This window comes from Clostridium isatidis, from assembly GCF_002285495.1.
GTDB lineage: Bacteria > Bacillota > Clostridia > Clostridiales > Clostridiaceae > Clostridium > Clostridium isatidis.
This window is the reverse complement of the sequence record NZ_CP016786.1, coordinates 1,847,727-1,873,444: the sequence shown is the minus strand read 5'-3', so window position 1 is coordinate 1,873,444 and position 25,718 is coordinate 1,847,727. Positions and strand designations below refer to the sequence as shown.

Here is a 25,718-nt window from a genome sequence, read left to right as displayed (position 1 = left end):
TAAATTAGCCAAAATATGGCCCTTAGTTTTGTAAGAAAACATAATTTTAAATTAATTTTTAGAATGTTAGAATTAAGCTGTAGTAGTAAATCTTAAAATATGGAGGGGTTTATATGGCAGTAGACACTAATAAAAGATTAAAACATAATGTAATATATTCAGTTTATGTTAGAAATTATGGTAAAATGGGAACATTCAAAGAAGTAGAAGAAGACTTAGATAGAATTAAAAAATTGGGAGTAGATATCATATGGCTAATGCCAATACATCCAATAGGAGTTAAAAATAAAAAGGGAAGTCTTGGCTGTCCTTACTCAATAAAAGATTATAGAAAAGTTAATCCAGAGTATGGTACTTTAGAAGATTTTAAAAGTTTATTAAATGCAATTCATGAAAAAGAAATGAAATGCATAATAGATGTTGTTTATAATCATACTTCTCACGATTCCTGGCTGGTAGAAAATCATCCAGAATATTTTTATAGAAGGAAGGATGGTTCTTTTGGAAATAGAGCTGGGGATTGGTCTGACGTTATTGATTTAAATTATGAAAATAAGGACTTATGGGACTACCAAATAGAAACATTAAAGTATTGGGCTTCAATTGGAGTTGACGGCTTTAGATGTGATGTTGCTTCAATGGTGCCAGTAAGTTTTTGGGGAAGGGCAAGGGAAGAAGTTGCAAAAATTAATAAAGATACTATATGGCTTGCAGAATCTGTTCATTTGAGCTTTCTTAAAGCTTTGAGGAAAGAAGGAATAGAAGTGCATAGTGATGGTGAATTATATCAAGCCTTCGATATTCTTTATGATTATGATGTAAATGAGGAATTTAATAATTATTTTAACGGCAAAGGAACTTTAAAGGCTTATATTGATAAGTTAAGCTTACAGGAAGGAATATATCCTAATAATTATATAAAATTAAGGTTTTTAGAAAATCATGATCAAGAAAGAGCAGCAAAAAAGATAAAAGATTTTAATTTATTAAAAATCTGGACCAAATTTATTTATTTTCAAAAGGGAACAGTATTAATTTATAATGGACAAGAGGCTTTAGAAGAAAAAACACCAAGTCTTTTTGATTTAGATAAAATAAATTTTAATAATATTAATGAAGAGTTGGTTTATTTGTTTAGAAGTTTATATAATATTAAGAAGGATAAAGTATTTTCTGAAGGATATTATGAGATAAATATATTAAGCAATAAAGAAGTTGTGGCAGCTTCCTATGAAATGAATAATCAAAAACTCTATGGAATATTTAATTTTGGAAAAAGGGATGATGTAATAGAATTAGAAATTAAAGATGGGGAGTATTTAGACTTAGTAGAAAATAAAAAGATAGTAATTCAAGATAATAAGCTTTTAATAGGTAAAGAAGCCTTAATATTTAAAGTAAAATAATAAATATGGGGATATATCAGAGTGATCATGATAGATCCCCTTTATTTTTTATAGGGCTTTAATAAATAATAAGATTAGGAAAAATGTTGACTCCATAAGATAAAAGATATATATTAGATTTTAAATTATTTATTATTAAATGGGAGATAAATTATTATGAAAGCAGAGCTTAAAAATATTATTGCTATGATTATATTTGGAACAATTGGAATTTTTGTTAGAAATATTTCTCTCTCTTCTGGAGAGATAGCCTTATTTAGAGCGCTTATTGCCTCCATTATAATTATGATTTATAAATTTATAAAAGAAAAAAAGATAAGTTTTGGAGAACTAAAAAGAGACATTTTATTTTTATTTTTATCTGGAGTAGCAATAGGATTTAATTGGATTTTACTTTTTGAAGCTTATAAATATACTACTGCTTCAATTGCTACATTAAGCTATTATTTTGCTCCTGTAATTGTTATGGTGGTATGTCCTGTTTTATTTAAAGAAAGGATTACCATAAAACAAATAATGTATTTTATTATGGCAACAATTGGATTGATTATGGTCATAAATGTAAAAAGTATAGATAAATCTAATAATATTGGCATTGCTTTCGGTTTAGGAGCAGCAGTACTTTATGCAGCTGTAATAATACTTAATAAGTTTATTAAAAATGTTACAGGTATTGATAGAACATTAATTCAATTTATTGCTGCAATTATAGTCTTACTTCCTTATATATTAGGGACTACAGGAATAAATATAGGGAGTTTAAAACCTAATAGCATAATAAGTCTCTTAATACTTGGAATTATACATACTGGCTTTGCTTATTGTTTATATTTTTCATCTCTTAAGGATTTGGAAGGACAAGAGGCAGCAATACTAAGTTATATTGATCCCCTTGTTGCAATAATTATTTCAGTAACAATTCTCGGGGAAGAAATTACTTTATTGCAGATTATTGGAGGATTAATTATTTTAAGTTTTACATTATTAAATGAAATCAATCCTAATAATAAAGAAAGAGGTTAATATATGAAAATTATATCAATTAGAAAGCATCCTGAATATAAAGATAGTGCAATTAAATATTTTCAAAGCAAATGGGCAAATGAAAATAGCATGATGGTATATCATGATTGTATAACAAATGCTATTACTAGTAATAATCCATTACCACAATGGTATTTGCTTATGGATGATTTGAAGATAGTGGGATGTTCAGGATTAATTACTAATGATTTTATAAGCAGAATGGATCTATATCCTTGGTTATGTGCATTATACATTGAAGAAGAATATAGGGGTAATGGATATGGTGCTAAGTTAATAGAAGCCGTGAAATGTGATGCAAAAGAAGGTGGATTTACTAATTTATATCTGTGCACAAGCCATATAGGATATTATGAAAAATATGGTTTTGAATATGTGGGTAATGGTTATCATCCATGGGGAGAAAGTTCACGTATATATACAATAAAGTTATAAATAAAAAAGCTGATGTAATTATATTTAATACTTTATATTTATATGAATAAAATGAGGAGATTTTGGATAAAAAAATATTAATATAATAATTTTAATAAGTATTATTATATAAAGAAAAAGGATGGTGTTAAATATGAAAATTACAGCAGTAAAAAAGGATAGTAATGGTACTATAACTGAGTATAAATTAGATAATGGAACTGTAATTAATCAAGAGCAAGCAATTCAAATGGCCGAAAATCATCAACTTGAAGGATGTAATGTAGGTACCGCCCGTAATGGTAAAAAATATATAAGAAGTAATGCTGATGGAGATGAATCAAATAATTTAGATCAATTGCCAACATTTTAGAACTATAAAAATAACTGATGTTTATATTAATATAAACATCAGTTTCTTTGTGTAGCAGCTTAATACTATACTCTTTTTAAAAATAGAAAAATTGAATGTAATATTTAAATTAAAATAATATGTAAACATTTAATATTATATTTGATTTTTTAGGCAAAAAATAGTATTCTTAAAAAGAATATATAGTTTAAAGGGAGATGAAGAATGTGATGAAAAGCGGCAAGACAAATAATAAAGAAGGATTAGGCTTAGGACTTATACTTTTATCGGGATATTTTCTTTTATTAACTGCTTACTCTATTTTTGCTTCTATAATGCAGTTAATGAATCTAGAAGAGTACAACAAGTTTATTTTAGAACAAGGTTATTCACAAGTTGAAATTACTTCAAGTCAAGTTATAGTTTCCTTAGCAATTGGAGTAGTATTATTAATTTCTATAATATTAATTTTATTAAAAAAGGTAATAGGAGTTTATTTATTTGTTGGAGTACAAATTGTTAATATTATTGCTTCAATTATTATTAATGGATTTAATATAAAATTGATATTTGGACTTATACTTCCAGGATTGTTAGTATATTTTATATATAGGAAAAAAGAGATTTACATTAAAAAATAAATACAATTAATAAGAGATTTATTAATAAACATAAATACAAAGAAGATTGCTTGCAATCTTCTTTTTTTGTAAAAAGTTAATAATCCTTATATGGTATAAATATGAAATAATGTAAAAAAAGGTTGATTTATACAATGATTAGTAATACAATAAAAAGGAAATGTTTAGAAAGGGGGATGAAAGTAATGGAAGATAACGATAAAAAGAAAAAATTAGGAGCTGGTATAATAGTTTTATCTGTTTTAATTATAATAGGACAACTTTTTTCGCTTATTACTTTACCATTCAATTTAGCTAATCTTGATGAAACTAATAATTTTCTGATATCAATGGGGATGGGAAATTATACAGTTACTAGAGGTGAGTACATTTTCTCAGCGATAATTGCGGCTATTATACTTATTGCTGTGATACTAATTTTATTCAAAAAAGGAATAGGAGTCTATATATTTACTGGTATACAAGTAGTATCTATTTTTTATTCAATAATAACTAAAGGGCTATCAGTTAGTATTCTGATAGGTATTTTAATAAGTTTAATACTTCCAGGATTATTATTATATTTTATATATAGTAAAAAAGAGATTTATTTTAATAAGTAAAAATTCTAAAGGGTTGTCCATAGCAACCCTTTTTATTTTTTAATAATATACCAGTAAAAAGCTTTAAGGGAAAATTCACATAAAATGTGATTGTTTACAGTATAGTTTACTAAGGAACTGATTGCCCTAAAAGCGTTGAAAACATTTTCTTACTTTAGTAGGATAATATTGCAAAGTACTTTGTAATATTATTTTATTAAGGAGAGGAATTATGAATAAAAAAAGTGTTCTTATGGAAAAAATTCAGCGATTTGGTGCAGCAATGTTTACACCAGTATTACTTTTTTCATTTTCTGGTATTATGGTTTCATTAGCAATTGTCTTTAAGAACCAAGATATTATGGGAGCTTTGGCCAATACAGACGGAATGTGGTACAAGTTCTGGCATGTTATAGAAGAAGGAGCTTGGACTGTATTTAGACAATTACCTTTCTTATTTGTCATTGGATTACCTATAGGCCTTGCAAAAAAAAATAATGCTAGAGCAGCATTAGAATCATTAGTAATATATTTAACTTTTAATTATTTTGTTAGTGCAATGCTAAGTTTATGGGGACCATCCTTTGGAGTTAATTTTGCTCAAGAAGTTGGCGGGGAAAGTGGTCTTACTATGATAGCAAATATTAAGACCCTTGACACAGGAATGATAGGAGCAATATTAATTGCAGGTATTGTTGTGTATTTACATGATAGGTTTTTTGATAAAGAACTCCCTGAATGGCTGGGAATATTTAAGGGTTCTTCTTTAGTTGTTATAGTTGGCTTCTTTGTAATGTTGCCAGTAGCCCTTCTTATGTGCTTAACTTGGCCAAAAGTTCAAGGAGGGATAAGCAGCCTACAAGGTTTTTTAAGAGATGCAGGAGTACTTGGAGTAGGAATTTATACATTCTTAGAAAGAATATTAATTCCAACAGGATTACACCATTTTATTTATACACCATTTATTTTTGGACCAGCTGTTGTTGAAAATGGAATTGCAATGTATTTCCCACAACATTTACAAGACTTTGCTAGTTCAGCTCAAAGCTTAAAAGCAATGTTCCCAGAAGGTGGATTTGCTTTACATGGATTATCGAAGGTATTTGGTTGTACAGGTATAGCATTAGCTATTTATTCAACAGCAAGGCCAGAAAAGAAAAAGGCTGTAGCAGGATTATTGATACCAGCAACATTAACAGCTGCTTTTGCAGGAATTACTGAACCACTTGATTTTACATTCCTATTCGTTGCACCAATATTATTTGTAGTTCACTCTGTCCTAGCAGCTACCCTTGCTGCAACATCTTATGCTTTTGGTGTAGTAGGAGATTTTGGAGGAGGTTTAATAGACTGGGTAGCAAAGAACTGGATTCCATTATTTAAATATCATTCAGGAACTTATATAGCACAAATAGTAGTAGGGTTAATTTTTACAGCAGTTTGGTTTATAGTGTTTAGATATTTAATATTAAAATTTGATTTTAAAACTCCTGGCAGGGAAGGAGATTCAGAAACAACAAAATTATATAGAAAATCAGATTATAAAGCGATGAAGGAAGCTGCTTCAACAAAGGAAGCTTCTAATGAAGATCCGAGAGATATAAAGGCTATAAAATTCTTAGAACTTCTTGGAGGAAAAGAAAATATTGTTGAAGTTACTAATTGTGCAACTAGATTAAGAGTAACAGTTAAGGATGAAACTTTAGTGGCTATAGCGGATGAATTCAAAGAAGCAGGCGCTCACGGTCTGGTAAAAAAAGGAAATGCGATACAAGTTATAGTTGGGTTATCTGTTCCTCAAATAAGAGAAAGGTTTGAAAGGCTTTTATAAATATATTTAAGTGGAGGAGATTTATATGAGAAAATTTTCGGTCTTAGTAGCAGGAGGAGGCAGCACATATACACCAGGAATTGTATTAATGCTCTTAGAAAATTTGGAGAGATTTCCTATTAGAAAGTTAAAATTTTATGATAATGATGGAGAAAGACAAGATACTATAGCTAAAGCTTGTGAAATCTTAATAAAGGAAAGAGCTCCAGAGATAGAATTTAAAGCTACAACTGATCCAGAAGAAGCTTTTACAGATATAGATTTTGTAATGGCTCATATAAGGGTTGGCAAATATGCTATGAGAGAATTAGATGAAAAGATTCCTCTAAAGCATAATGTTTTAGGTCAAGAAACTTGTGGTCCTGGAGGAATAGCTTATGGAATGAGATCTATTGGTGGAATACTAGAATTAATTGATTATATGGAAAAATATTCACCAAATGCCTGGATGTTAAACTATTCTAATCCAGCTGCAATTGTGGCAGAAGCAACAAGAAAATTAAGACCATATTCAAAGATATTAAATATTTGTGATATGCCTATTGGAATAGAAGAGCATATGGCAAAAATAGCAGGATTATCTTCAAGAAAAGATATGATTGTTAGATATTATGGTTTAAATCATTTTGGATGGTGGTCAAGCATTACTGATAAAGAAGGAAATGATCTAATGCCAAGGATTAAGGAGCATGTTTCTAAATATGGCTATAATGTTGATATTGAAGAATATCAACATGTAGATGCCAGCTGGAGTGATACTTTTGCTAAAGCAAAAGATGTACTAGCAATTGACCCAACTCATTTGCCAAACACATATTTAAAATATTATTTATTCCCTGATTATGTAGTTGAACATTCAAATAAAGAATATACAAGAGCAAATGAGGTTATGGATGGAAGGGAAAAATTTGTTTTTGGCGAATGTAAGAAAGTAATCGAACAAGGCAGCACAGAGGGAATTACCCTTCATATAGATGAACATGCTTCATATATTGTAGATTTAGCAAGAGCAATTGCTTATAATACTAAGGAGAGAATGCTGTTAATAGTTGAAAATAAAGGAGCAATATCAAATTTTGATCCAACAGCTATGGTTGAAATTCCTTGCTTAGTTGGTTCAAATGGTCCAGAAGCTCTTTCAATTGGTGAAATTCCAAGATTCCAAAAGGGGTTAATGGAACAACAAGTAGCTGTAGAAAAGTTAGTTGTTGAAGCTTGGGAAGAAGGATCCTATCAAAAGTTATGGCAGGCTTTAACTTTATCTAAAACAGTTCCTAGTGCAAAAGTTGCAAGGGAGATTTTAGATGAATTAATCGAAGCAAACAAAGGCTATTGGCCAGAATTAAAATAAAAATTAAATAAAAGTAAAAGAGAACCTATATAAATATATAGGTTCTTTTCTTTGGCTAACTAATCCTTTATGGTATAATTGACTTGTATCTTCTTGGAGGTGTAGCATGAAATTAGATGAAATAATAAATAAAAATTATTTAAAACTAAATGACAGTGATTTATATATTTTAAAATATATAATGAATAATAAAAAAGAATGTGTAGATTTAAAAATCAATGATTTAGCCTCTAAATGTAATGTATCGAGAACTACAATACTAAGGTTTGCACAAAAGCTTGGCTTTAGGGGATATAGTGAATTTAAAGCATTCTTGAAATGGGATATTGAAGGTAAAAAGAATATTGAAAGTAGACCAGTTGAAAAGTTTTACTTTGATATTCAGGAAACTTTAAAGAGTATGCAGCAAAAGAATTTTGCAGAAATATGTAAACTTATTTATAATGCTGAAAGAGTCTTTGTTTATGGAACAGGAATTGCCCAAGCTTTAGTAGCGAGAGAAATGAGAAGACAGTTTTTATCTTTACAGAAATGTTTTTATGAAATTGAAGGCGATACAGAATTAAAAATGATATCTCCAAGTTTTACACCAAAAGATATAATTATAATAGTAACTTTATCAGGAAGCCGAGAATATCTCATTGATTTAGTTAAGGAATTAAATTCAAAAGGTATAGAATATATTGCAATAACTAAAATAAACAATAATGAAGTGGCTATTAGAACGAAGAATAATATTTATGTATCTACATCAATAATAGAATTAGGAAATGGAAATGAATATGAATCAATGGTTTTATTTTCTATTGCAGTAGAAATATTATTTAGAGAATATATTGCATTTTTAAGAAGTAGAGAAAAATAAATTAGGTTATTTTTAATAAATGTTGATGTTAGTATTATAAAGAGTTAAATAATTCTATTTTCAATAAATTTATAGAGCTTCTAATGCCCTCTATAGATTTATTTCCAATATTATTATTTAACTCATAGTGAACTTAAAAAGATTGCTAGGCAATCATTTTATTTTGTATAATTATCAAAGTAACCTTGAATATATATAACAGGTGTTCCTTTATCTCCACTTCCTGAAGTTAAGTCTGATAAAGAACCTATTAAGTCTGTAAGTCTTCTTGGAGTAGTTCCTTGAGAAACCATATTTCCAACTAGGTTTGACTCTTTATTCTGTATATATTCAGAAATAGCTTTCTTTAATTCTTCACCTTTAAGATCTGCAAATTCATTATCTGCTAAGTATTTTAATTTCACTTCATTTGGGGTACCTTCAAGACCTTTAGTATAGGCAGGAGATACTACAGGGTCAGCAAGTTCCCATATCTTACCTACAGGATCTTTAAAAGCTCCATCTCCATAAATCATAACTTCAACATCTTTACCTGTTTTTTCTTTAAGAATTGCTTGGATTTTATCTACAACAGGCTGACAGTTTCTAGGGAATAACTTGATTGTATCCTCTGTAGATTTATTTGAACCTAATAAACCATACTTTTCATTATATCCGCTTCCATCAATTGATGATGTTAATATATCGTCAAGACTATAAACTTTTTCTGCTCCATTAGCCTTTAAAATTCTTTTGGTTCTAAATCTTGTATGTATATCACAAGTAAGAACGCTTTTTGTGTATTCTAAAATTGTTTTAGGATTATTTGAGAATATAATTTCACACTCTTTTCCACATTCCTCAACTAATGCTTTATAATATTCTATATAGTCAACACCAGTAAACTGATGTTTGTTATATCCAAATAATTCACGGAACTTTTCTTCAGTTAAAACATCGCTCCAAGGATTTACTCCCTTTTCATCAAGAAGATCAATATCAACTAAATGGTTACCAACTTCATCAGAAGGGTAGCTAAGCATTAAAACTATCTTTTTTGAAGCTCCCTTTGCAATTCCACGAAGATTTATTGCAAATCTATTACGACTTAAAATTGGGAAAATAACTCCAATGGTATCTTCAGCAAATTTTGCTTTTATGTCTGTGGCAATATTGTCAACAGTTGCATAATTTCCTTGTGCACGAGCAACTATAGATTCAGTTATAGTCACTATATCTCTGTCCATAATTGTGAACCCTTCAGCTTCAGAAGCCTTAAGAACACTTTCGACAACGATTTCTTCGATGTTATCTCCTTGTTTAATTATAGGGCAGCGAAGTCCTCTAATAACTGTTCCAACAACTCTTTCCAAAACAATCTCTCCTAACTTTTAATTTGTTTTTATATTTTCTAGTTTACATTTATAATATACACTATAATTATGTTATAAGTAAAATAAATAAATCATATAAAAGGTATAAGGAGAGATTATATGATAGGTAAATTAGATTTGTATAAAATATTTTGGCAGGTTTCTAAAAGCAAAAGTTTTTCAAGGGCAGCAAAAGAATTATATATGACTCAGCCAGCTATTAGTCAATCTATTATACAATTAGAGACAGAATTAGATACAAGATTGTTTAATAGAACAACTAAGGGAGTTTCTTTAACTGCGGAAGGTAAAGCACTATATGATTATGTAAATTCTGCCATGAGATTAATTAATTCAGGAGAAGAAAAAATTTTAGAATTTAAAAATTTATCTGTGGGAGAATTAAAAATAGGAGTTGGAGATACCATTTCAAGATATTTTTTACTTCCTTATTTAGAAATGTTTCATATTAAATATCCTAATATAATGTTTAAAATAATTAATGGTACAACTTTAGAATTATGTTCTATATTAAAAGCGGGAGAAATAGATATTGCAATATGTAATTTTCCATTAGAAGATGAAAGTATAGATAAAAAGCCTTTATTTAAAATTCATGATATTTTTGTTTGTGGAAAAAAATATAAAGAAAAAATAAAAGAAAAATTAGATTTTGAAGAAATAGCAAAACATCCATTAATATTGCTTGAAAGAAAATCTAACTCAAGAAAATATGTTGAAAATTATCTTATAAGTCAGGGAGTAAGTATATCTCCAGAATTTGAATTAGGATCTCATGAATTGCTTTTAGAATTTGCTAAAATAAATTTAGGAATAGCTTCTGTAACAAAGGAGTTTGCAAAAGAATATTTAGATAATGGAAGTGTGTTTGAAATTGAGACCATAGAAAATATTCCTCCTAGAAGTATTGGATTATGTTCTTTAAAGAATGTACCATTATCATTGGCTGCTAATAAATTTTTAGAATTAATTATAGAAGAAATATAAATTTTAAAAAATGGAGTGATTAATTAAAAGTGGATAAAAATAAAAAAATCAAATTTAGAGAACTTGAAAAATTAAGAAAAAAAGAAAAGAAAATGATAGGCAAGAAAGAAGGATTTTTTAAATCTAAAATAAATCCTATTACTGATAAAATGGAAGAATTAATTCCTAATAAGTTAAAAAACACATTAGAAAATACCTTTTACAATGGATTTAAAATTGTTTTGAAAAGGGGAAATAAATATATACAAAAACTATTTGATAAAGATAAAATAAAAATCGAACATGATATAAATAATTATTCAGTAAGTAAAAAATTAAATAGAAAAAGTATTAGAACTTTAGATAGCTTAAGTAGAAAAAGGAAGCTTATTAATGTATCAATTTCAACGGCGGAAGGTGCAGGCTTAGGATTATTAGGTATAGGAATTCCAGATATTCCAATATTTTTGGCGATGATCTTAAAAACGATTTATGAAATTGCCTTAAGTTATGGATTTAATTATGAAAAAGAGGAAGAGCAAATTTTTATAGTATATTTAATTTGTACTGCTCTTGCAAATGAAGAAGAACAGGTGAGGTTTAATAATAAACTTGATTATATTGCTGAAAGAATAGATTTAAATATGAAACTGGAAGAAAGTCTAGATGAAACAATTAAGACAGCCTCAGAAATTTTATCAGATACACTGCTTATTTCTAAGTTTATTCAAGGTCTGCCTATTGTTGGTGTAATAGGGGGAACAAATAATTATAGCGTTATTAATAAAGTGAGTAATTTAAGCAGGATAAAGTATAAAAAGAGATATTTAAAAAATAATTTATAGTTTTAATAGGTGATTATATGAAGAAAACAATAGGAATACTTGCCCATGTTGATGCTGGAAAGACTACATTTTCAGAACAAATATTATATCATACAAAATCGATTAGAAAGTTAGGAAGGGTAGATCATAAGACTTCTTTTTTGGATAATAGCGATATAGAAAAAGAAAGAGGGATAACAATCTTTTCTGATCAAGGAATTTTTGAAATAGGAGATTCTATATATTATCTTTTAGATACCCCAGGTCATGTGGATTTTTCAACAGAAATGGAAAGAGCATTAAGTGTTTTAGACTATGCTGTTTTACTTATAAGTGGAGTTGAAGGAATTCAAGGTCATACAGAAACCCTATGGAATTTATTAAAGAAATATAAAGTTCCAACAATTTTTTTTATAAATAAATTAGATAGGACAGGAGCTAATTTAAAAGAAGTAATAGAAGAGATAGAGAATAATTTAACAAAAGATATTATATATATTAGTTCCTTAAATAATATAGATGAAGAATTGATTGAATTTATATCAGACAGGAATGATGAATTATTAGAAAGATATCTTGAAGGAAAATATGAAGAAAATCTTTGGATAGAAGAATTGAAAAATCTTATAAAAGAAAGAAGGGTTTTCCCATGTCTAGGGGGCTCTGCCTTGTTGGATGATGGAATAGAGGAGTTTTTAGAAGTCTTTGATAAAATTACTTATTCAGAGTATGAAAATTATAAGGAAAAAGCTTTTTCTGGCAGGGTTTATAAAATAAAATATGATAACAATGGTACAAGAATGACTTATATTAAGGCTTTAGAGGGAGCCTTAAATGTTAGGGATGAAACTACTTATTTCTATGATAAAAAAATTACAGAAAAAATAAGCAGTATAAAGTTAGTTAATGGAAGTAAATTTGTTAATGTTGATAGGGTAGAAGCAGGAGATATATTTGCAGTAACTGGTTTAACATCTGCAATGCCGGGAGATGGAATTGGAAAAATATTAGATAAAGTAAATTTTAATATGGCTCCAACAATTAAATCAAAAGTAATTTTTGACGAAAGACATAATGTAAAAGATATATTAAGATATTTTAAAATTTTAGAAAGTGAAGACCCAGCTTTAAATATAATTTGGAATGAGAGCTTAAAAGAAATTCAGGTTTCGATTATGGGAAAAATACAGCTTGAAATTTTAAAACAAATTCTATTGGAGCGATTTAATTTAGATATAGACTTTGGTCCATGTGAAATTATGTATAAAGAGACGATTAATAATCAGACATATGGGTATGGTCATTTTGAACCATTAAAACATTATGCAGAAGTTCATTTAAAACTTGAACCCAATAAAAGAGGAGAAGGAATAACTTTTGAAAATAAATGTCATACTGATAATTTAAATGTAGGGCATCAAAATTTAATAAGGACCCATATTTTTGAAAGAAATCATAATGGGATTTTAACTGGGTCACCAATTACTGATGTTAAGATAACATTGCTAACTGGAAAAGCACATAACAAACATACAGAAGGAGGAGACTTTAGAGAAGCAACATATAGGGCCATAAGACAAGGGTTAGAAAAAGCAGAAAATATACTTTTAGAACCTTACTATAAATTTAAAATCATTATTGAGCCAGAATATGTAGGAAGAGTATTATCAGATATTCAGAGATTAAAGGGAAAATTTAATTCTCCAGAAATGAATATTAATAGGGCAATAATTGCTGGAAGGGGGCCTGTTGCAACTTTTATGAATTATAGTGAAGAAATCCTTACCTTTACAAAAGGCAAGGGGAATATCAGTTTAAGCTATGATGGATATGATATATGTCATAATAGTGAAGAAGTTATCACAAAGAAAAAATATAATAAAAATGCAGATATTGAATATACATCTAGTTCAGTATTTTGTGCTAAGGGATCTGGATTTATAGTAAAATGGGATGAGGTAGAAAAATATCTGCATTGTGAAAAAGTTTATTAAAATTACATATTATGGTTGAAAAATCTGATTATAAGAATATAATTAAAGTAAGATGATTTTAATAATAATTATTAGTTAATAGTAGGAGGTAGAATTATGTCAGTGGCAATGTTACACACTTGCATTAGAGTTAAAGATTTAAATGCTTCATTAAAATTTTATAAAGAAGCCTTAGGACTATTTGAAACAAGAAGAAAGGATTTTCCTGAGCATAAATTTACTTTAGTATACTTATCTAACGAAGAAGGTGGATATGAAATAGAACTTACTTATAATTATGATGTTGAAAAGCCTTATGACTTAGGAAATGGCTTTAGTCATATTGCCGTTGGAACAGAAGATTTAGAAGGAATGAGAGAAAAACATATCGCTTTAGGTTATGAAGTTACCCCATTGAAAGGTCTTCCAGGAAGTGCTCCAACTTATTACTTTGTAACAGACCCCGATGGATATAAAATTGAAGTTATAAGGAGATAAAGAGATAACTTATTTACTAAAAGTTGCTAGTTTATTTTATTTAATTTGGTAAAAAATAAGATAGCAACTAAATTAAGAAAGAAGTGAGAATATGAGAAAAATTTCAATAATTGGAGCAGGGTTTATAGGTGCTACAACAGCTTTTGCCATACAGCAAAAAGGTTTAGTTAGAGAATTAGTTATTACAGATATAAATCAAGAAAAGGCCTTAGGAGAAGTTTTGGATTTAACTCATGGAAGTTCTTTAAGTAGTCCATGCTATGTTACTTTAGGTACAATAGAGGATACTAAAGATTCTGATATTATAATAATAACAGCAGGTGTTGGTCAAAAACCAGGGGAAACAAGATTAGATTTAATAGATAAAAATTATAAGATATTTAAAAGCTTTGTACCTGATTTAGCAAGATTAAGTCCCAATGCCATACTGCTAGTTGTAACAAATCCTGTAGATGTTCTTTCCTATATAACCTATAAACTATCTGGTTTTCCTAAGAATAGAGTAATTGGCTCTGGGACAGTTTTAGATACAACAAGACTAAGAAGTTTATTAGGAAAATACTTTGGAATAGACGGAAGAAGTGTTCAGGGCTTTGTATTAGGTGAGCATGGTGATAGCGAATTTGTTACTTGGTCATCTTTAACAATTGGAAATATAAAAGTTCAGGACTTTTCTAATCAATTTAATATAGAGTGGGATACGGAGACAGAAAAGGTAATAGCAGAGGATGTTAAGAATGCTGCTTATGAAGTAATAAAAAGAAAGGGCGCTACAGCCTTCTCTGTTGCAGCAGTCTTATCAAGGATTGTTGAAGCTCTTACTAAAGATGAAAAAACAATTTTAACTGTATCAACCTTACTTGAAAATTATAAAGGAGTAAGTGATGTGTACCTAAGTGTACCTACAATAGTAGGTAAAAATGGAGTAGAAAAAGTGTTAGATATAGAACTTTCTGAAAAAGAAAAGGAAAAATTTATTGCTTCTGCAAATCTGATGAAGGAATATATAGAAAAAGTTAATAATGAATAAAAAAGAGCATTAAATTGCTCTTTTTTTATGTAGGGCTATCTTTTAAATTGATAAAAAAGGCAAAAATATAGTATCATCTAATATAAGAAAATAATTTTGATGTTTATAGTTATATAAGCATTTTGGAGGGAATAATGTTAAACATAGGATGCCATTTATCAATAAGTAAAGGCTATGAAAATATGGGAAAGGACGCTCTTTCAATTGGCGCAAATACTTTTCAATTTTTTACTAGAAATCCTAGAGGGGGAAAAGCTAGGGCAATAGATTTAAAAGATATGAAAGCTTTACTAAATATAATGAAAGTAAATAATTTTACAAAGCTTCTTGCTCATGCACCATATACTTTAAATCCTTGTTCAGCAGATGAAAGGACAAGGGAACTTGCTAAAGAAATGATGATAGATGATTTAAATAAAATGGAACTTCTTCCAAACAATTTATATAATTTTCATCCTGGAAGTCATGTTAAGCAAGGGGTAGAAATAGGAATAAATTATATTGTTGCTTTATTAAATTCAGTATTGTGGGAAGAACAAAAAACTACTGTCTTATTAGAAACTATGGCTGGTAAGGGATCTGAAATTGGAAGAAACTTTGAAGAAATTGCAGAAATAATATCTAGAGTAGAATTAAAAGATAAAATGGGTGTATGTTTAGATACTTGTCATGTATATGATGCTGGTTATGATATAGTAAATAATCTGGATGAAGTCTTAAAGGAATTTGATAAAATTATAGGTTTAGATAGATTAAAAGCAATTCATTTGAATGATAGTAAAAATCCTTTTAAAAGTCATAAGGATAGACATGAAAAAATAGGTGAAGGCTTTATAGGAATAGAAGCTATTACAAGAATAATAAATCACTCAAAACTTAGGAGTTTACCATTTTTCTTAGAAACTCCAAATGAATTAGAAGGCTATAAAAAAGAAATTGAATTATTGAAAAGTAGATATAAAGAATTATAGTTAGAATAATGTAAAAAGGATGTGTAATAATGGATGAATTAAAGAAGTTTATAAATCAAATAGTTCAAGAAGAATTGATAAAAATAGTTATAAGCAATAAAAAGAATAAAGAGGAGAAATATAATAAGATTAATATTTTATTAAAGATAAATAACAATGGTAAAAAGTATTATCAAGTCGAAAAGTTTACAGACAAACAAGTTTTTCATGAAAATATAGATTTAGAAAGTCTTGAAGAGAAAATTAATGAGTACTTAGTAAATTATAAACAGCTTTCAGCTTGGTCAGCAGATACATCCTTTGATTTAAAAATTTCAAAAAAGGGTAAGATTTTTTTAGGTAAAAAGAAAAGTAATAATGAAAAACTTAAAAATACTAGTCATAATAAAGAAAAAAATTATATTTTAAAAGAAGGTATGATAATAGAGCCTTTAATTGACTTGGGTATTTTTACTAAAGAAGGTAAGGTTGTTAATTCAAAGTATGATAAGTATAAGCAAATAAATAGATTCCTTGAAATTATTGATGATGAAATTAAAAAGAGTAATTATAAAGATTTAACTATTTTAGATTTCGGTTGTGGTAAATCTTATTTAACTTTTGTTTTATATTACTACTTTGTAAAAATAAAAAATATTAATGTAAAAATGATAGGTCTTGATTTAAAAGAAGATGTTATTAATAAATGTAATGAAATAGCCAAAAGATATAATTATGATAATATTCACTTTGAATTAGGAGATATAAATGGATATAAATATAATAATAAGGTAGATATGGTTATCACATTACATGCTTGCGATACTGCAACAGATTATGCCTTATATAATGCAGTAAAATGGAATACAAGAATGATTTTCTCTGTTCCTTGCTGTCAGCATGAATTAAACAGTCAAATGAAGGCTAAAAATCTTTCAATACTAAATAGATATGGAATAATTCAAGAAAGAACTGCAGCTTTAATGACTGATGCTATTAGGGGAAATTTATTAGAAGCCTGTGGATATAAAACACAGTTATTAGAGTTTATTGATATTGCTCATTCACCTAAAAATATATTAATTAGGGCTTCAAAAGCTAATATTAGTGAAGAAAAAAAGAAAAAAGCAATAGAAGAAGTAAATGCAATAATAAAAGAATTTAATTTTAAGCAAACTCTAATGGAACTATTAAAAAAAGATAATTTTATATAAAAAGAAATAAAAAAGAAGATTGATTTAATCTTCTTTTTTATAATTTATTAAATTTCTATTTTTATTGTTAGTTGTATAATGGTTTTGCATCAGAATAATCAACTTTAAAATATCCTTCAGGAAGTTCACCTCTAAGAGAAGTATATAATTTATCTCCAAAGTATATGGCAACTTTATCTACTCCATAATTGTAGGCATAAGTGCTAAGAATTGAAGCAAGAAGTCCACTTTCAGTAACAGAACCAAGCAGCATTTTTTCAGTGAAAGCTTCATTGAATACTACTGTCAAAATTCCATTTTCTTTATCTAATTTTGCAGAAGTAACACCTACTTCATCAGTTAAAGTCAGAAATCTATCTTCAGGTAAATTGTGTTGTAGCTCATTAGTTAAAGCTTTTACTAATGCATTATCTGTTACCTTAATTTGAGTATCATAATAATATAGTTCTGGTGTTTGATAATCAAAGGCAAAAATTCGAACCTTTCTTAACTCAGTTTTAGTTTTTTCTATTTTATTTTCACCATTATTATTATTATTATTATTATTATTATTATTATTATTTTCTTGAGGATCTGGTTTTTTATCAACGTTTTCCTCTTTAATATTATTTTCTTTATTAATATCTTGTTTTTGTGTACATCCGGTTGAAATTATTGAAATAAATAGTAAGAGAGGGATTAAAATAATAGATAGTAATTTTTTCATGCTTTCCTCCAAAAAAATTTTATTAAGTTTATTACATAATTATAAATATATTATTAAATAATATATATAGTTATTATATATTAATAAATCTTGATAATATACTATTATAGTATACTTAATTATTTTTATTAAGGTTATTTATTAGTTAAATAATTTGAATTAAAAGGGATGGTATATGAAAAGAAAATATAAAGTAATTATTCCAACTATTATTGTAAGCTTTTTGCTTGTAGGATTTTATTTATCAAAAGATAAAATTACAACTTATTTTCATGCTTATCAAAAATATAAAAATATTACAGAAGAAAATACTACAATAGACACTAATTTGGATAAAGAAGAGATTAGGGAATTAATAACTGTTGATTATAATGCTATTGAATATAAAAATACTAATAATGTTCCATTAACGTTAGATATATATGGTCCTAAGAAATTAAAAAGAGCTGCTTCACCAGTATTAATATATGTTCATGGTGGAAGCTGGGCTTATGGAACTAATGATATTCCAGAGTTTATGGAACCTATTTTAGATTTTTTTAGGGAAGAAGGCTTTACTATAATAAGCACTCAGTATGAACTTATGAAGGATGAAATGATTTTTTATAAGCAGATTTGTGATATAAAAGATACGATAAGATGGATAAATAAAAATAGAGAAATATATAATTTTGATACAGATAATATTGGAATTATAGGAGTTTCTTCTGGAGCTCATTTAGCTATGATGGCTGCTTATAGTGAAAAGGATGATTTTATAGATGATAGAGATTTAATGAATTATGATTCTAATATAAAATACCTAATAGATTTATTTGGACCAACTGATTTAAGTACTTTAGACATAAGTAATGCTGACAGCACTTTTAAGGAAATAATAAATTCCTTAGGAGATGAGAAAGAAGAAATTTTAAAGGAATATAGTCCAATAAATCATATAGGAGCAGGAGAACCTAATACTTTAATAATTCATAGTACTGATGATAATCTAGTTCCTTATAAAAATGCAGAAGTCTTATATAAAAAATTAGTTAATACAAAGAATAAAGTAAAAATATTAACATTAGAAGGAACAAGTCATGATTTTTTAGATTTTAATCAGGAGAATATTAAAGATATTGGTATAAATATATTTAAGTTTATTATTGATAATTTGTAAAAATATCCCAATGGCTGTTTAATCAGCTATTTTTTTTGTAAAAATATAGTTAATATATTGTAAATATGATATATAAAATTGAAAAGAAGTGTATAATCTATAATATATTTTTTAACAGGAGGAATAAAATGTTATCACTTAAAAATATAACAAAATCTTATATAACAGGTGAATTTAAACAAGTAGCTTTAGATGGCGTAAATTTAAATTTTAGGGAAAAGGAGTTTGTTTCTATTTTAGGGCCTAGTGGTTCAGGCAAAACTACTTGTTTAAATATTATTGGAGGTTTAGATAGGTACGATAGTGGAGATTTAATAATAAACGGCAAATCAACAAAGAACTTTAAGAATTCAGATTGGGATGCTTATAGAAATAATAGTATAGGCTTTGTTTTTCAAAGTTATAATTTAATAAATCATTTGAGTATTTTAGATAATGTTGAAATAGGAATGACATTAAGCGGAGTATCTGCAAAAGAAAGGCATAGAAAAGCTAAGGAAGCCTTAGAAAGGGTAGGTTTAAAAGATCATATTCATAAAAGGCCAAATCAATTATCAGGTGGACAGATGCAGAGAGTTGCAATTGCAAGGGCTTTAGCTAATGATCCTGATATTATTCTAGCTGATGAGCCTACAGGAGCTTTAGATACTAAAACAAGCATTCAAATTATGGAGCTTATAAAGGATATAGCAAAAGATAAGCTTGTTATTATGGTTACTCATAATCCAGAGTTGGCAAATAAGTATTCAGATAGAATAATAGAATTTAGAGATGGAAGAGTAATTTCAGATTCTAATCCCCTAGAAGAAGAAAAAAGTGATTTATTATATAATCTTAAAAAAACAAGTATGAGTTTTTTTACTGCCTTAAAAATATCAGGAATGAATATTAGAACAAAGAAGATGAGGACTTTTCTTACTGCTTTTGCTTCAAGTATAGGAATTATAGGAATAGCTTTGATATTATCTTTATCAAATGGTTTTGATAAGCAAATAGATATATTTGAAACAGAAACTTTATCAGGCTTTCCTATAATGATTACTCAAACTACAACAGAAATAGATTTTAACGATATGAAGAGAGAAAGAAATAAGGCTCTTGGTTTAGATGAAGATGAAGGAAAATATCCAGAGGATCAAGCTATTTATCCTTATAATAGGGAGGAAAATAAAGATATTCATAAAAATGTTATAACTGAAGAATATGTAGATTATATTGAAGATATGGATAAAAATCTACTATCAGGCTTATCTTATACTCGTTTAGTGAATATGAATTTATTAAAGATTATAGATGGTGTTGCAACAACAATAAATTCACAAGATTTAAATTTATCTTCATATCCAATAAGCACAGGAGAAAGTAAGGAAGGATATTTAGAAAAGAATTATGATTTATTATATGGAAGTTATCCTAAAACAATGAATGATTTAATATTAGTTGTTGATGAATATAACAAAATTGATACTAAGATTTTAGATGCTTTAGGGATAGATAGCAGTACAGAAAGAATAGAGTTTAAGGATATAGTTGGATATGAAATAAAAGCTGTATTAAATGACGATTACTATAAAAAGGTTGGAAATTACTTTACTTTAGCAGCAAGTCCTAGTGATATGAGTAGTCTTTATAATAATAAAAATTCCATTTCATTAAAGATTTCAGGTATTTTAAGACTTAAAGAAGATGTAAGTATTCCAGTTTTACAAAGTGGCTTAGCATATTCAGATGAGTTAAGTAAAAACTTTATTGAAAATGCAAAAAATTCAGAAGTAGTTAAAGCTCAATTAGAGGCAGATTATAATGTGTTCACTGGGGAAAGTTTTTCAACATCAAATGGCAGCCCAATGATGATGGAAAGTTCGAGTATAAATACTAAAGAAAATATCCTAGCATCTTTAGGTGCAACTGAGGTTCCTTATATGATAACTTTATATCCAAAAGATTTTACAACAAAAGATGAAATAGTGTCATATTTAGATAAATGGAATGAAGGAAAAGAAAAAGATGATATGATAATTTACAATGATATGGCAAGTACAATTGTAAGTTTATCAAGTGGAATAATGGATGCAATAACAATGGTTCTTATTGCTTTTGCAGCCATATCTTTAGTAGTTTCATTAATCATGGTTGGAATTATTACATCTATATCTGTTTTGGAAAGAACAAAGGAAATAGGTGTGTTAAGGGCCTTAGGTGCAAGAAAAAAAGATATTTCAAGAGTATTTAATGCCGAAACTTTTATTATTGGATCTCTTTCAGGATTTCTTGGAATATTTATAGCTTGGCTTTTAACCTTCCCAACAAATAGGATATTATATAGATTAACTGATTTAGAAAATGTTGCAGTTTTAAATCCAGTTCATGCAATATTACTTGTAATAATTAGTGTATTATTAACTATGCTAGGTGGATTTATTCCTGCAAAGAATGCAGCGAAGAAAGATCCAGTAGAAGCATTGAGAAGTGAATAGTTTCAATTAATACTTTAGATACATAATTAGAATATATTTTTAGAGAAATGAAATTTATAATTAAGACTATGTAAGAAAATGCGCTCTTTTTACATAGTCTATTTTGCAATTTTATATTATTTCATATATTATTATAAAGAATTAATAAAATTACTCCTTATATTTTAAAATTATATTGCATTTAGCTAAATATTAATATATAATTCAATAAAAATTAAATATGTTCGGATGAAGATAGTGGGAGAGAGGTACAATTGCCCACCGAAGAAGTAAATCTTTCAGGTAAAAGGACCACTATTGGACGAACCCTTGGAGAGACTCGAAAGAGCACCGAAGGAGCAAAGTAATTTTATTACTCAAACTCTCAGGTAAAAGGACAGGGGAATGGTATAGGCTTATAAATATATAGGCTTTTTTACCTATTCTCCTCCATAATAAAAATATTAAGGAGGATTTTTTTATGCTAGAAATTTTAGAAAACATGGAAGCAGCAGTAAATAAGATAGGAGCTGTATTACTTGGACCGCCATTTTTAATTTTATTAGTGGGAACAGGAATTTATCTTACCTTTAGGCTTGGATTTATACAAGTATTTAGGATGCCTTTAGCTCTTAAGTATATTTTTGAAAAGGAAGAAAAAGAAAGTGGAGAATTAGTAGGAGATGTAAGTAGTTTTGGAGCCTTATGTACTGCTCTATCTGCTACTGTTGGAACAGGAAACATTGTTGGTGTAGCTGCTGCTATTAAAACTGGAGGACCAGGAGCATTATTTTGGATGTTAGTTGCAGCTTTTTTTGGAATGGCAACCAAATATGCAGAAGGATTACTTGCAATAAAATATAGAGAAAAAGATGAAAATGGAGAAATGTCTGGGGGACCTATGTATTATATAGAAAAGGGTCTTGGCTTAAGATGGCTTGCAAAGATTTTTGCTATATTTGGAGTGGGAGTAGCTTTACTTGGCATAGGTACATTTGGACAAGTTAAATCTATATCTGAGGCTGTTAAGTTAACTTTTAATATACCCCTAGTAGTAACAGCTGCCATAATTACAATAATAGTTGCTTTAGTTACTTTAGGTGGGATTAAAAGAATAGCAAGTGTATCTGAAAAAATAGTTCCTTTTATGGCAATTCTTTATGGTATTGGAGCAATAATAGTATTAGTTCTTAATTTAGAAAAAATACCAGAAGCAATAAAGTTAATTCTTTTAGGCGCTTTTAAGCCAAAAGCAGTTTTAGGTGGATCAATAGGAATTACTATTTTAACTGCAATGAGAAGTGGAGTTAGCAGGGGGCTATTTTCTAATGAATCAGGCCTTGGCTCAGCTCCTATAGCTGCAGCAGCTGCAAAGACAAAGTCTCCAGCAAGACAGGGATTAGTATCAATGACTGGAACCTTTATTGATACAATGGTTGTTTGTACAATGACAGGAATAGTAATAATTTTAACAGGTATGTATGAAGGAAATTTAGAAGGAACTGCTTTAACTACAGCTGCTTTTAAAGCTGGTATTCCACTTGGTAATTTAGGAGTATATATTGTTAACCTTGGCCTTATTTTCTTTGCTTTTACAACTATAATTGGATGGAATTATTATGGTGAAAGATGCATAGAGTATCTTGCTGGAGTAAAAGCAATTAAGCCTTATAAAATTATATTTATAGTTCTTGTAGCAATTGGCTCCTTTTTACCTTTAGGTTTAATATTAGGAATTGCTGATATAGTAAATGGGCTTATGGCTATACCTAATTTGATAGGTCTTATAGGTCTTAGAGAAGTAATTGTTAGTGAAACAAACATTTATTTAGAAAAACTAAAGGAAAAAAAGGAAAAAACAAAGATTAGTTTAGATAGATATGTTAAAGAAGTGAAATAGCTATGTAAAGAAGAGTTAAGCTTTTATAAACTACTAAGGTACGAGATTTGGTCTTAATAAGTTAATCCTGTATGCCTTAGTAGTTTTTTTGATTATATAGACTTTGCTAAGAAGTCTTTCATAGTTTTTATTATTTTATAAATATTTTCTTTTGTTATCCAGTAGTGAGTTACAAATCTCAATTTGCCATTTTCTGCATCATTGATTTTAATTCCGTTTTTTTTGAAATATTCAGTTAAGGCTTTAGTATTAATTTCTTTATTGAATTTAAAGAAAACCATATTAATTTTTACATTATTTAAATCAACAGTTAAATCTGGAATTTTATCTAGTTCCTCTGCAAGGAACTTAGCATTATCATGATCATCTTTTAATCTTTTAGTCATATCCTTTAAGGCTACTATACCAGCTGCAGCTAAATAACCGGCTTGTCTAAGTCCACCTCCTAAAACTTTTCTTTTCTTTCTTGCTCTTTTTATAAATTCAGCATCCCCAGCTAAAATAGATCCAACTGGTGCGCATAATCCCTTAGAAAGACAGAACATAACAGAATTACAATATTTGGCGATTTCTTTAACATCAACATTTAAATATGTAGCTGCATTAAAAATTCTGGCTCCATCTAAATGAACAGGTAAATTATATTTTTTGGCAGTTTCATATACTTCTTTCATATTTTCTAGAGATAGGACATTTCCGCTTGAATGGGCATTTTCAATACATATTAAAGAAGTTGAAGGGAAATGGATATCTTCTTCTTCAAATCTGATTCTTTTTTCAATATCTCCTTTTGTAATAACTCCATTTAGAGTTTCTATTGTCCTAAGCTGGACGCCTGCAATTATAGCACTTGCACCAACTTCATGAACAACAATATGATTAGAATCAGCTAAAATAACTTCGCTGCCCCTTTTGCAGTGAGTAAATAATGCTAGCTGGTTTCCAAAGGTACCAGAAGGAACAAATAATGCTGCTTCTTTTCCAACAATTTCTGCGGCTAATTTTTCTAATTCATTAATAGTAGTATCATCACCATATACATCATCACCAACTTCTGCCTTAAACATAGCTTCTTTCATAAAATCTGGCTGTAGAGTAACTGTATCACTTCTTAAATCTATAAAATTTTTCATTGCTAACGCTCCTTTTACAACAATTAATTCTATTATATTATAATGAAATTAATTGGTAAAATATATAGAAAATATTGTTAGAATTCTGAATTGAATGAGCTGATTGGATATAATCTATAGTTATGATATTATATAAATGATAATATTACATAAATAAAAAGGATTGATGAAAAATGAAAACTAACTATCATACACATAATTTTAGATGTAATCATGCAGTAGGAAATGTTAAAGATTATATTATTGAGGCGATAAAAAATGAATATGATGAAATTGGTTTATCAGATCATATGCCCCATCCAGGTAAAAATATTGATAATGTAAGTAGAATGAAATATGAAGAATTAGTTGAATATTTTAAAGAAATAGATGAAGTAAAAGATAAATACAAAAATGAAATTTCAATAAGAAAGGGAATGGAATGTGAGTATTTTGAAGATTATGATTGGCTTTATAAAGAGTTAAGAGAAAAATATAAGGCTGAATATCTAATCTTAGGAGTTCATTTTTTTCCATATAAAAATGAATGGTATTATGTAGGAGATTTAGACTTAAATTCTGAGAGTTTAAAAGCTTATACAGATTATGTAATAAAATCAATGGAAAGCAGGAAATTTGATTATTTAGCACATCCAGACCTCTTTGGGATAAGTTATAGAAACTGGGATGAAAATACAATTAATGCTTCAAGAAGAATATTAGAGGCTGCGGAAAAATTAGATATGCCTATAGAAATAAATATAAACGGAATTAGAAGGCCTGTAATTAGATATAATTTAGGAGAAAGATATGCTTATCCTATAAAAGAATTTTGGGAATTGTCTAAAGAATATAGTGTTAAAAGAATAATTGGGGTTGATGCGCATAATCCATTAAATCTTGAAAATATGGAGTGGGGATTAAATTTTGCTAAGGAAATTAAACTAGATATAATAGAAAAATTAAATTTATAAAAAAAGGTGTTTTTCTTTAAGGAGTGTAACCATTGTTACCGAAATACTAACTTATTTGTGGTATTCTAAATACACATTAAGAATATTAAATGAAAAAA

23 protein-coding genes and 2 riboswitches are annotated in these 25,718 nt (G+C 28.0%); of the genes, 20 read left to right on the top strand and 3 right to left on the bottom strand.

The window, feature by feature from the left end; translation table 11 throughout:
• Positions 1-113 precede the first annotated feature (113 nt).
• The 9 genes from BEN51_RS08870 (at position 114) to BEN51_RS08830 (ending at position 8,485) form a co-directional block, all read left to right on the top strand.
• The gene (locus BEN51_RS08870) at positions 114-1,406 is read left to right on the top strand and encodes an alpha-amylase family glycosyl hydrolase (protein WP_119865711.1); all 1,293 of its coding nucleotides are present in this window, start codon (positions 114-116) and stop codon (positions 1,404-1,406) included.
• Between the two features lie 156 nt (positions 1,407-1,562).
• Complete coding sequence (locus BEN51_RS08865; RefSeq protein WP_119865710.1) at positions 1,563-2,429, top strand: DMT family transporter; 867 nt, start codon at positions 1,563-1,565, stop codon at positions 2,427-2,429.
• Between the two features lie 3 nt (positions 2,430-2,432).
• On the top strand, positions 2,433-2,885 hold the full coding sequence (locus tag BEN51_RS08860; protein ID WP_119865709.1) for a GNAT family N-acetyltransferase: 453 nt from the start codon (positions 2,433-2,435) through the stop codon (positions 2,883-2,885).
• Between the two features lie 133 nt (positions 2,886-3,018).
• The gene (locus BEN51_RS08855; protein ID WP_236906198.1) at positions 3,019-3,237 is read left to right on the top strand and encodes a DUF3892 domain-containing protein; all 219 of its coding nucleotides are present in this window, start codon (positions 3,019-3,021) and stop codon (positions 3,235-3,237) included.
• Positions 3,238-3,446: 209 nt separating this feature from the next.
• On the top strand, positions 3,447-3,857 hold the full coding sequence (locus tag BEN51_RS08850) for a hypothetical protein (protein ID WP_119865707.1): 411 nt from the start codon (positions 3,447-3,449) through the stop codon (positions 3,855-3,857).
• 185 nt (positions 3,858-4,042) lie between these two features.
• Positions 4,043-4,459: a hypothetical protein gene (locus BEN51_RS08845; protein WP_119865706.1), complete on the top strand. Its 417-nt coding sequence runs from the start codon at positions 4,043-4,045 to the stop codon at positions 4,457-4,459.
• A gap of 211 nt (positions 4,460-4,670) precedes the next feature.
• Positions 4,671-6,269 (top strand): alpha-glucoside-specific PTS transporter subunit IIBC, encoded by a 1,599-nt coding sequence (locus BEN51_RS08840; RefSeq protein WP_236906197.1) that lies wholly within the window; start codon positions 4,671-4,673, stop codon positions 6,267-6,269.
• Between the two features lie 25 nt (positions 6,270-6,294).
• Positions 6,295-7,620 (top strand): 6-phospho-alpha-glucosidase, encoded by a 1,326-nt coding sequence (locus tag BEN51_RS08835; RefSeq protein WP_119865705.1) that lies wholly within the window; start codon positions 6,295-6,297, stop codon positions 7,618-7,620.
• A 106-nt stretch (positions 7,621-7,726) separates the two neighbouring features.
• On the top strand, positions 7,727-8,485 hold the full coding sequence (locus BEN51_RS08830) for a MurR/RpiR family transcriptional regulator (RefSeq protein WP_119865704.1): 759 nt from the start codon (positions 7,727-7,729) through the stop codon (positions 8,483-8,485).
• 158 nt (positions 8,486-8,643) lie between these two features.
• On the opposite strand, the gene BEN51_RS08825 is transcribed toward BEN51_RS08830, so the two are convergent.
• On the bottom strand, positions 8,644-9,837 hold the full coding sequence (locus BEN51_RS08825; RefSeq protein WP_119865703.1) for a coenzyme F420-0:L-glutamate ligase: 1,194 nt from the start codon (positions 9,835-9,837) through the stop codon (positions 8,644-8,646).
• Positions 9,838-9,957: 120 nt separating this feature from the next.
• Here BEN51_RS08825 and BEN51_RS08820 point away from each other — a divergent pair, with 120 nt between their 5' ends.
• The 7 genes from BEN51_RS08820 (at position 9,958) to BEN51_RS08790 (ending at position 17,313) form a co-directional block, all read left to right on the top strand.
• Complete coding sequence (locus BEN51_RS08820; protein ID WP_119865702.1) at positions 9,958-10,845, top strand: LysR family transcriptional regulator; 888 nt, start codon at positions 9,958-9,960, stop codon at positions 10,843-10,845.
• A 29-nt stretch (positions 10,846-10,874) separates the two neighbouring features.
• On the top strand, positions 10,875-11,669 hold the full coding sequence (locus BEN51_RS08815) for an EcsC family protein (protein WP_236906196.1): 795 nt from the start codon (positions 10,875-10,877) through the stop codon (positions 11,667-11,669).
• Between the two features lie 17 nt (positions 11,670-11,686).
• Positions 11,687-13,642 carry an elongation factor G gene (locus BEN51_RS08810; protein WP_119865701.1) on the top strand — a complete coding sequence of 652 codons (1,956 nt, stop codon included), beginning with the start codon at positions 11,687-11,689 and terminating at the stop codon, positions 13,640-13,642.
• 96 nt (positions 13,643-13,738) lie between these two features.
• Positions 13,739-14,119, top strand: a complete 381-nt coding sequence (gene gloA / locus BEN51_RS08805) for a lactoylglutathione lyase (protein ID WP_119865700.1) — start codon at positions 13,739-13,741, stop codon at positions 14,117-14,119.
• Between the two features lie 91 nt (positions 14,120-14,210).
• On the top strand, positions 14,211-15,149 hold the full coding sequence (locus BEN51_RS08800) for an L-lactate dehydrogenase (RefSeq protein WP_119865699.1): 939 nt from the start codon (positions 14,211-14,213) through the stop codon (positions 15,147-15,149).
• 134 nt (positions 15,150-15,283) lie between these two features.
• Positions 15,284-16,120 carry a deoxyribonuclease IV gene (locus BEN51_RS08795; protein ID WP_119865698.1) on the top strand — a complete coding sequence of 279 codons (837 nt, stop codon included), beginning with the start codon at positions 15,284-15,286 and terminating at the stop codon, positions 16,118-16,120.
• A gap of 29 nt (positions 16,121-16,149) precedes the next feature.
• A complete protein-coding gene (locus BEN51_RS08790) occupies positions 16,150-17,313 on the top strand; it encodes a class I SAM-dependent methyltransferase (protein WP_119865697.1) in 1,164 nt (387 codons plus the stop codon).
• A gap of 67 nt (positions 17,314-17,380) precedes the next feature.
• On the opposite strand, the gene BEN51_RS08785 is transcribed toward BEN51_RS08790, so the two are convergent.
• Positions 17,381-18,019 carry a GerMN domain-containing protein gene (locus BEN51_RS08785; protein WP_119865696.1) on the bottom strand — a complete coding sequence of 213 codons (639 nt, stop codon included), beginning with the start codon at positions 18,017-18,019 and terminating at the stop codon, positions 17,381-17,383.
• Positions 18,020-18,194: 175 nt separating this feature from the next.
• Between BEN51_RS08785 and BEN51_RS08780 the strand changes: the two genes are divergently transcribed.
• The 3 genes from BEN51_RS08780 to BEN51_RS08770 all read left to right on the top strand — a co-directional run bounded on the left by BEN51_RS08780 (position 18,195) and on the right by BEN51_RS08770 (position 23,534).
• The gene (locus BEN51_RS08780) at positions 18,195-19,178 is read left to right on the top strand and encodes an alpha/beta hydrolase (protein ID WP_119865695.1); all 984 of its coding nucleotides are present in this window, start codon (positions 18,195-18,197) and stop codon (positions 19,176-19,178) included.
• Positions 19,179-19,306: 128 nt separating this feature from the next.
• On the top strand, positions 19,307-21,655 hold the full coding sequence (locus BEN51_RS08775; protein ID WP_119865694.1) for an ABC transporter ATP-binding protein/permease: 2,349 nt from the start codon (positions 19,307-19,309) through the stop codon (positions 21,653-21,655).
• 228 nt (positions 21,656-21,883) lie between these two features.
• Positions 21,884-21,959: riboswitch (glycine riboswitch) on the top strand.
• A 2-nt stretch (positions 21,960-21,961) separates the two neighbouring features.
• Positions 21,962-22,038, top strand: a riboswitch (glycine riboswitch).
• Positions 22,039-22,136: 98 nt separating this feature from the next.
• A complete protein-coding gene (locus tag BEN51_RS08770; RefSeq protein ID WP_119866602.1) occupies positions 22,137-23,534 on the top strand; it encodes an alanine/glycine:cation symporter family protein in 1,398 nt (465 codons plus the stop codon).
• A 92-nt stretch (positions 23,535-23,626) separates the two neighbouring features.
• Here BEN51_RS08770 and ltaE read toward each other — a convergent pair whose 3' ends face one another.
• On the bottom strand, positions 23,627-24,667 hold the full coding sequence (gene ltaE, locus BEN51_RS08765) for a low-specificity L-threonine aldolase (RefSeq protein WP_119865693.1): 1,041 nt from the start codon (positions 24,665-24,667) through the stop codon (positions 23,627-23,629).
• Positions 24,668-24,840: 173 nt separating this feature from the next.
• Here ltaE and BEN51_RS08760 point away from each other — a divergent pair, with 173 nt between their 5' ends.
• Positions 24,841-25,620, top strand: a complete 780-nt coding sequence (locus tag BEN51_RS08760; RefSeq protein WP_119865692.1) for a histidinol-phosphatase — start codon at positions 24,841-24,843, stop codon at positions 25,618-25,620.
• The last annotated feature ends 98 nt before the right edge of the window (positions 25,621-25,718 follow it).

What these genes read in the sequence shown, in the direction of transcription:
- BEN51_RS08870 (WP_119865711.1), top strand. Translation starts at nt 114, where the DNA reads ATGGCAGTAGACACTAATAAAAGATTAAAACATAATGTAATATATTCA.
- BEN51_RS08865 (WP_119865710.1), top strand. Translation starts at nt 1,563, where the DNA reads ATGAAAGCAGAGCTTAAAAATATTATTGCTATGATTATATTTGGAACA.
- BEN51_RS08860 (WP_119865709.1), top strand. Translation starts at nt 2,433, where the DNA reads ATGAAAATTATATCAATTAGAAAGCATCCTGAATATAAAGATAGTGCA.
- BEN51_RS08855 (WP_236906198.1), top strand. Translation starts at nt 3,019, where the DNA reads ATGAAAATTACAGCAGTAAAAAAGGATAGTAATGGTACTATAACTGAG.
- BEN51_RS08850 (WP_119865707.1), top strand. Translation starts at nt 3,447, where the DNA reads ATGAAAAGCGGCAAGACAAATAATAAAGAAGGATTAGGCTTAGGACTT.
- BEN51_RS08845 (WP_119865706.1), top strand. Translation starts at nt 4,043, where the DNA reads ATGGAAGATAACGATAAAAAGAAAAAATTAGGAGCTGGTATAATAGTT.
- BEN51_RS08840 (WP_236906197.1), top strand. Translation starts at nt 4,671, where the DNA reads ATGAATAAAAAAAGTGTTCTTATGGAAAAAATTCAGCGATTTGGTGCA.
- BEN51_RS08835 (WP_119865705.1), top strand. Translation starts at nt 6,295, where the DNA reads ATGAGAAAATTTTCGGTCTTAGTAGCAGGAGGAGGCAGCACATATACA.
- BEN51_RS08830 (WP_119865704.1), top strand. Translation starts at nt 7,727, where the DNA reads ATGAAATTAGATGAAATAATAAATAAAAATTATTTAAAACTAAATGAC.
- BEN51_RS08820 (WP_119865702.1), top strand. Translation starts at nt 9,958, where the DNA reads ATGATAGGTAAATTAGATTTGTATAAAATATTTTGGCAGGTTTCTAAA.
- BEN51_RS08810 (WP_119865701.1), top strand. Translation starts at nt 11,687, where the DNA reads ATGAAGAAAACAATAGGAATACTTGCCCATGTTGATGCTGGAAAGACT.
- gloA (WP_119865700.1), top strand. Translation starts at nt 13,739, where the DNA reads ATGTCAGTGGCAATGTTACACACTTGCATTAGAGTTAAAGATTTAAAT.
- BEN51_RS08800 (WP_119865699.1), top strand. Translation starts at nt 14,211, where the DNA reads ATGAGAAAAATTTCAATAATTGGAGCAGGGTTTATAGGTGCTACAACA.
- BEN51_RS08795 (WP_119865698.1), top strand. Translation starts at nt 15,284, where the DNA reads ATGTTAAACATAGGATGCCATTTATCAATAAGTAAAGGCTATGAAAAT.
- BEN51_RS08790 (WP_119865697.1), top strand. Translation starts at nt 16,150, where the DNA reads ATGGATGAATTAAAGAAGTTTATAAATCAAATAGTTCAAGAAGAATTG.
- BEN51_RS08785 (WP_119865696.1), bottom strand. Translation starts at nt 18,019, where the DNA reads ATGAAAAAATTACTATCTATTATTTTAATCCCTCTCTTACTATTTATT.
- BEN51_RS08780 (WP_119865695.1), top strand. Translation starts at nt 18,195, where the DNA reads ATGAAAAGAAAATATAAAGTAATTATTCCAACTATTATTGTAAGCTTT.
- BEN51_RS08775 (WP_119865694.1), top strand. Translation starts at nt 19,307, where the DNA reads ATGTTATCACTTAAAAATATAACAAAATCTTATATAACAGGTGAATTT.
- BEN51_RS08770 (WP_119866602.1), top strand. Translation starts at nt 22,137, where the DNA reads ATGGAAGCAGCAGTAAATAAGATAGGAGCTGTATTACTTGGACCGCCA.
- ltaE (WP_119865693.1), bottom strand. Translation starts at nt 24,667, where the DNA reads ATGAAAAATTTTATAGATTTAAGAAGTGATACAGTTACTCTACAGCCA.
- BEN51_RS08760 (WP_119865692.1), top strand. Translation starts at nt 24,841, where the DNA reads ATGAAAACTAACTATCATACACATAATTTTAGATGTAATCATGCAGTA.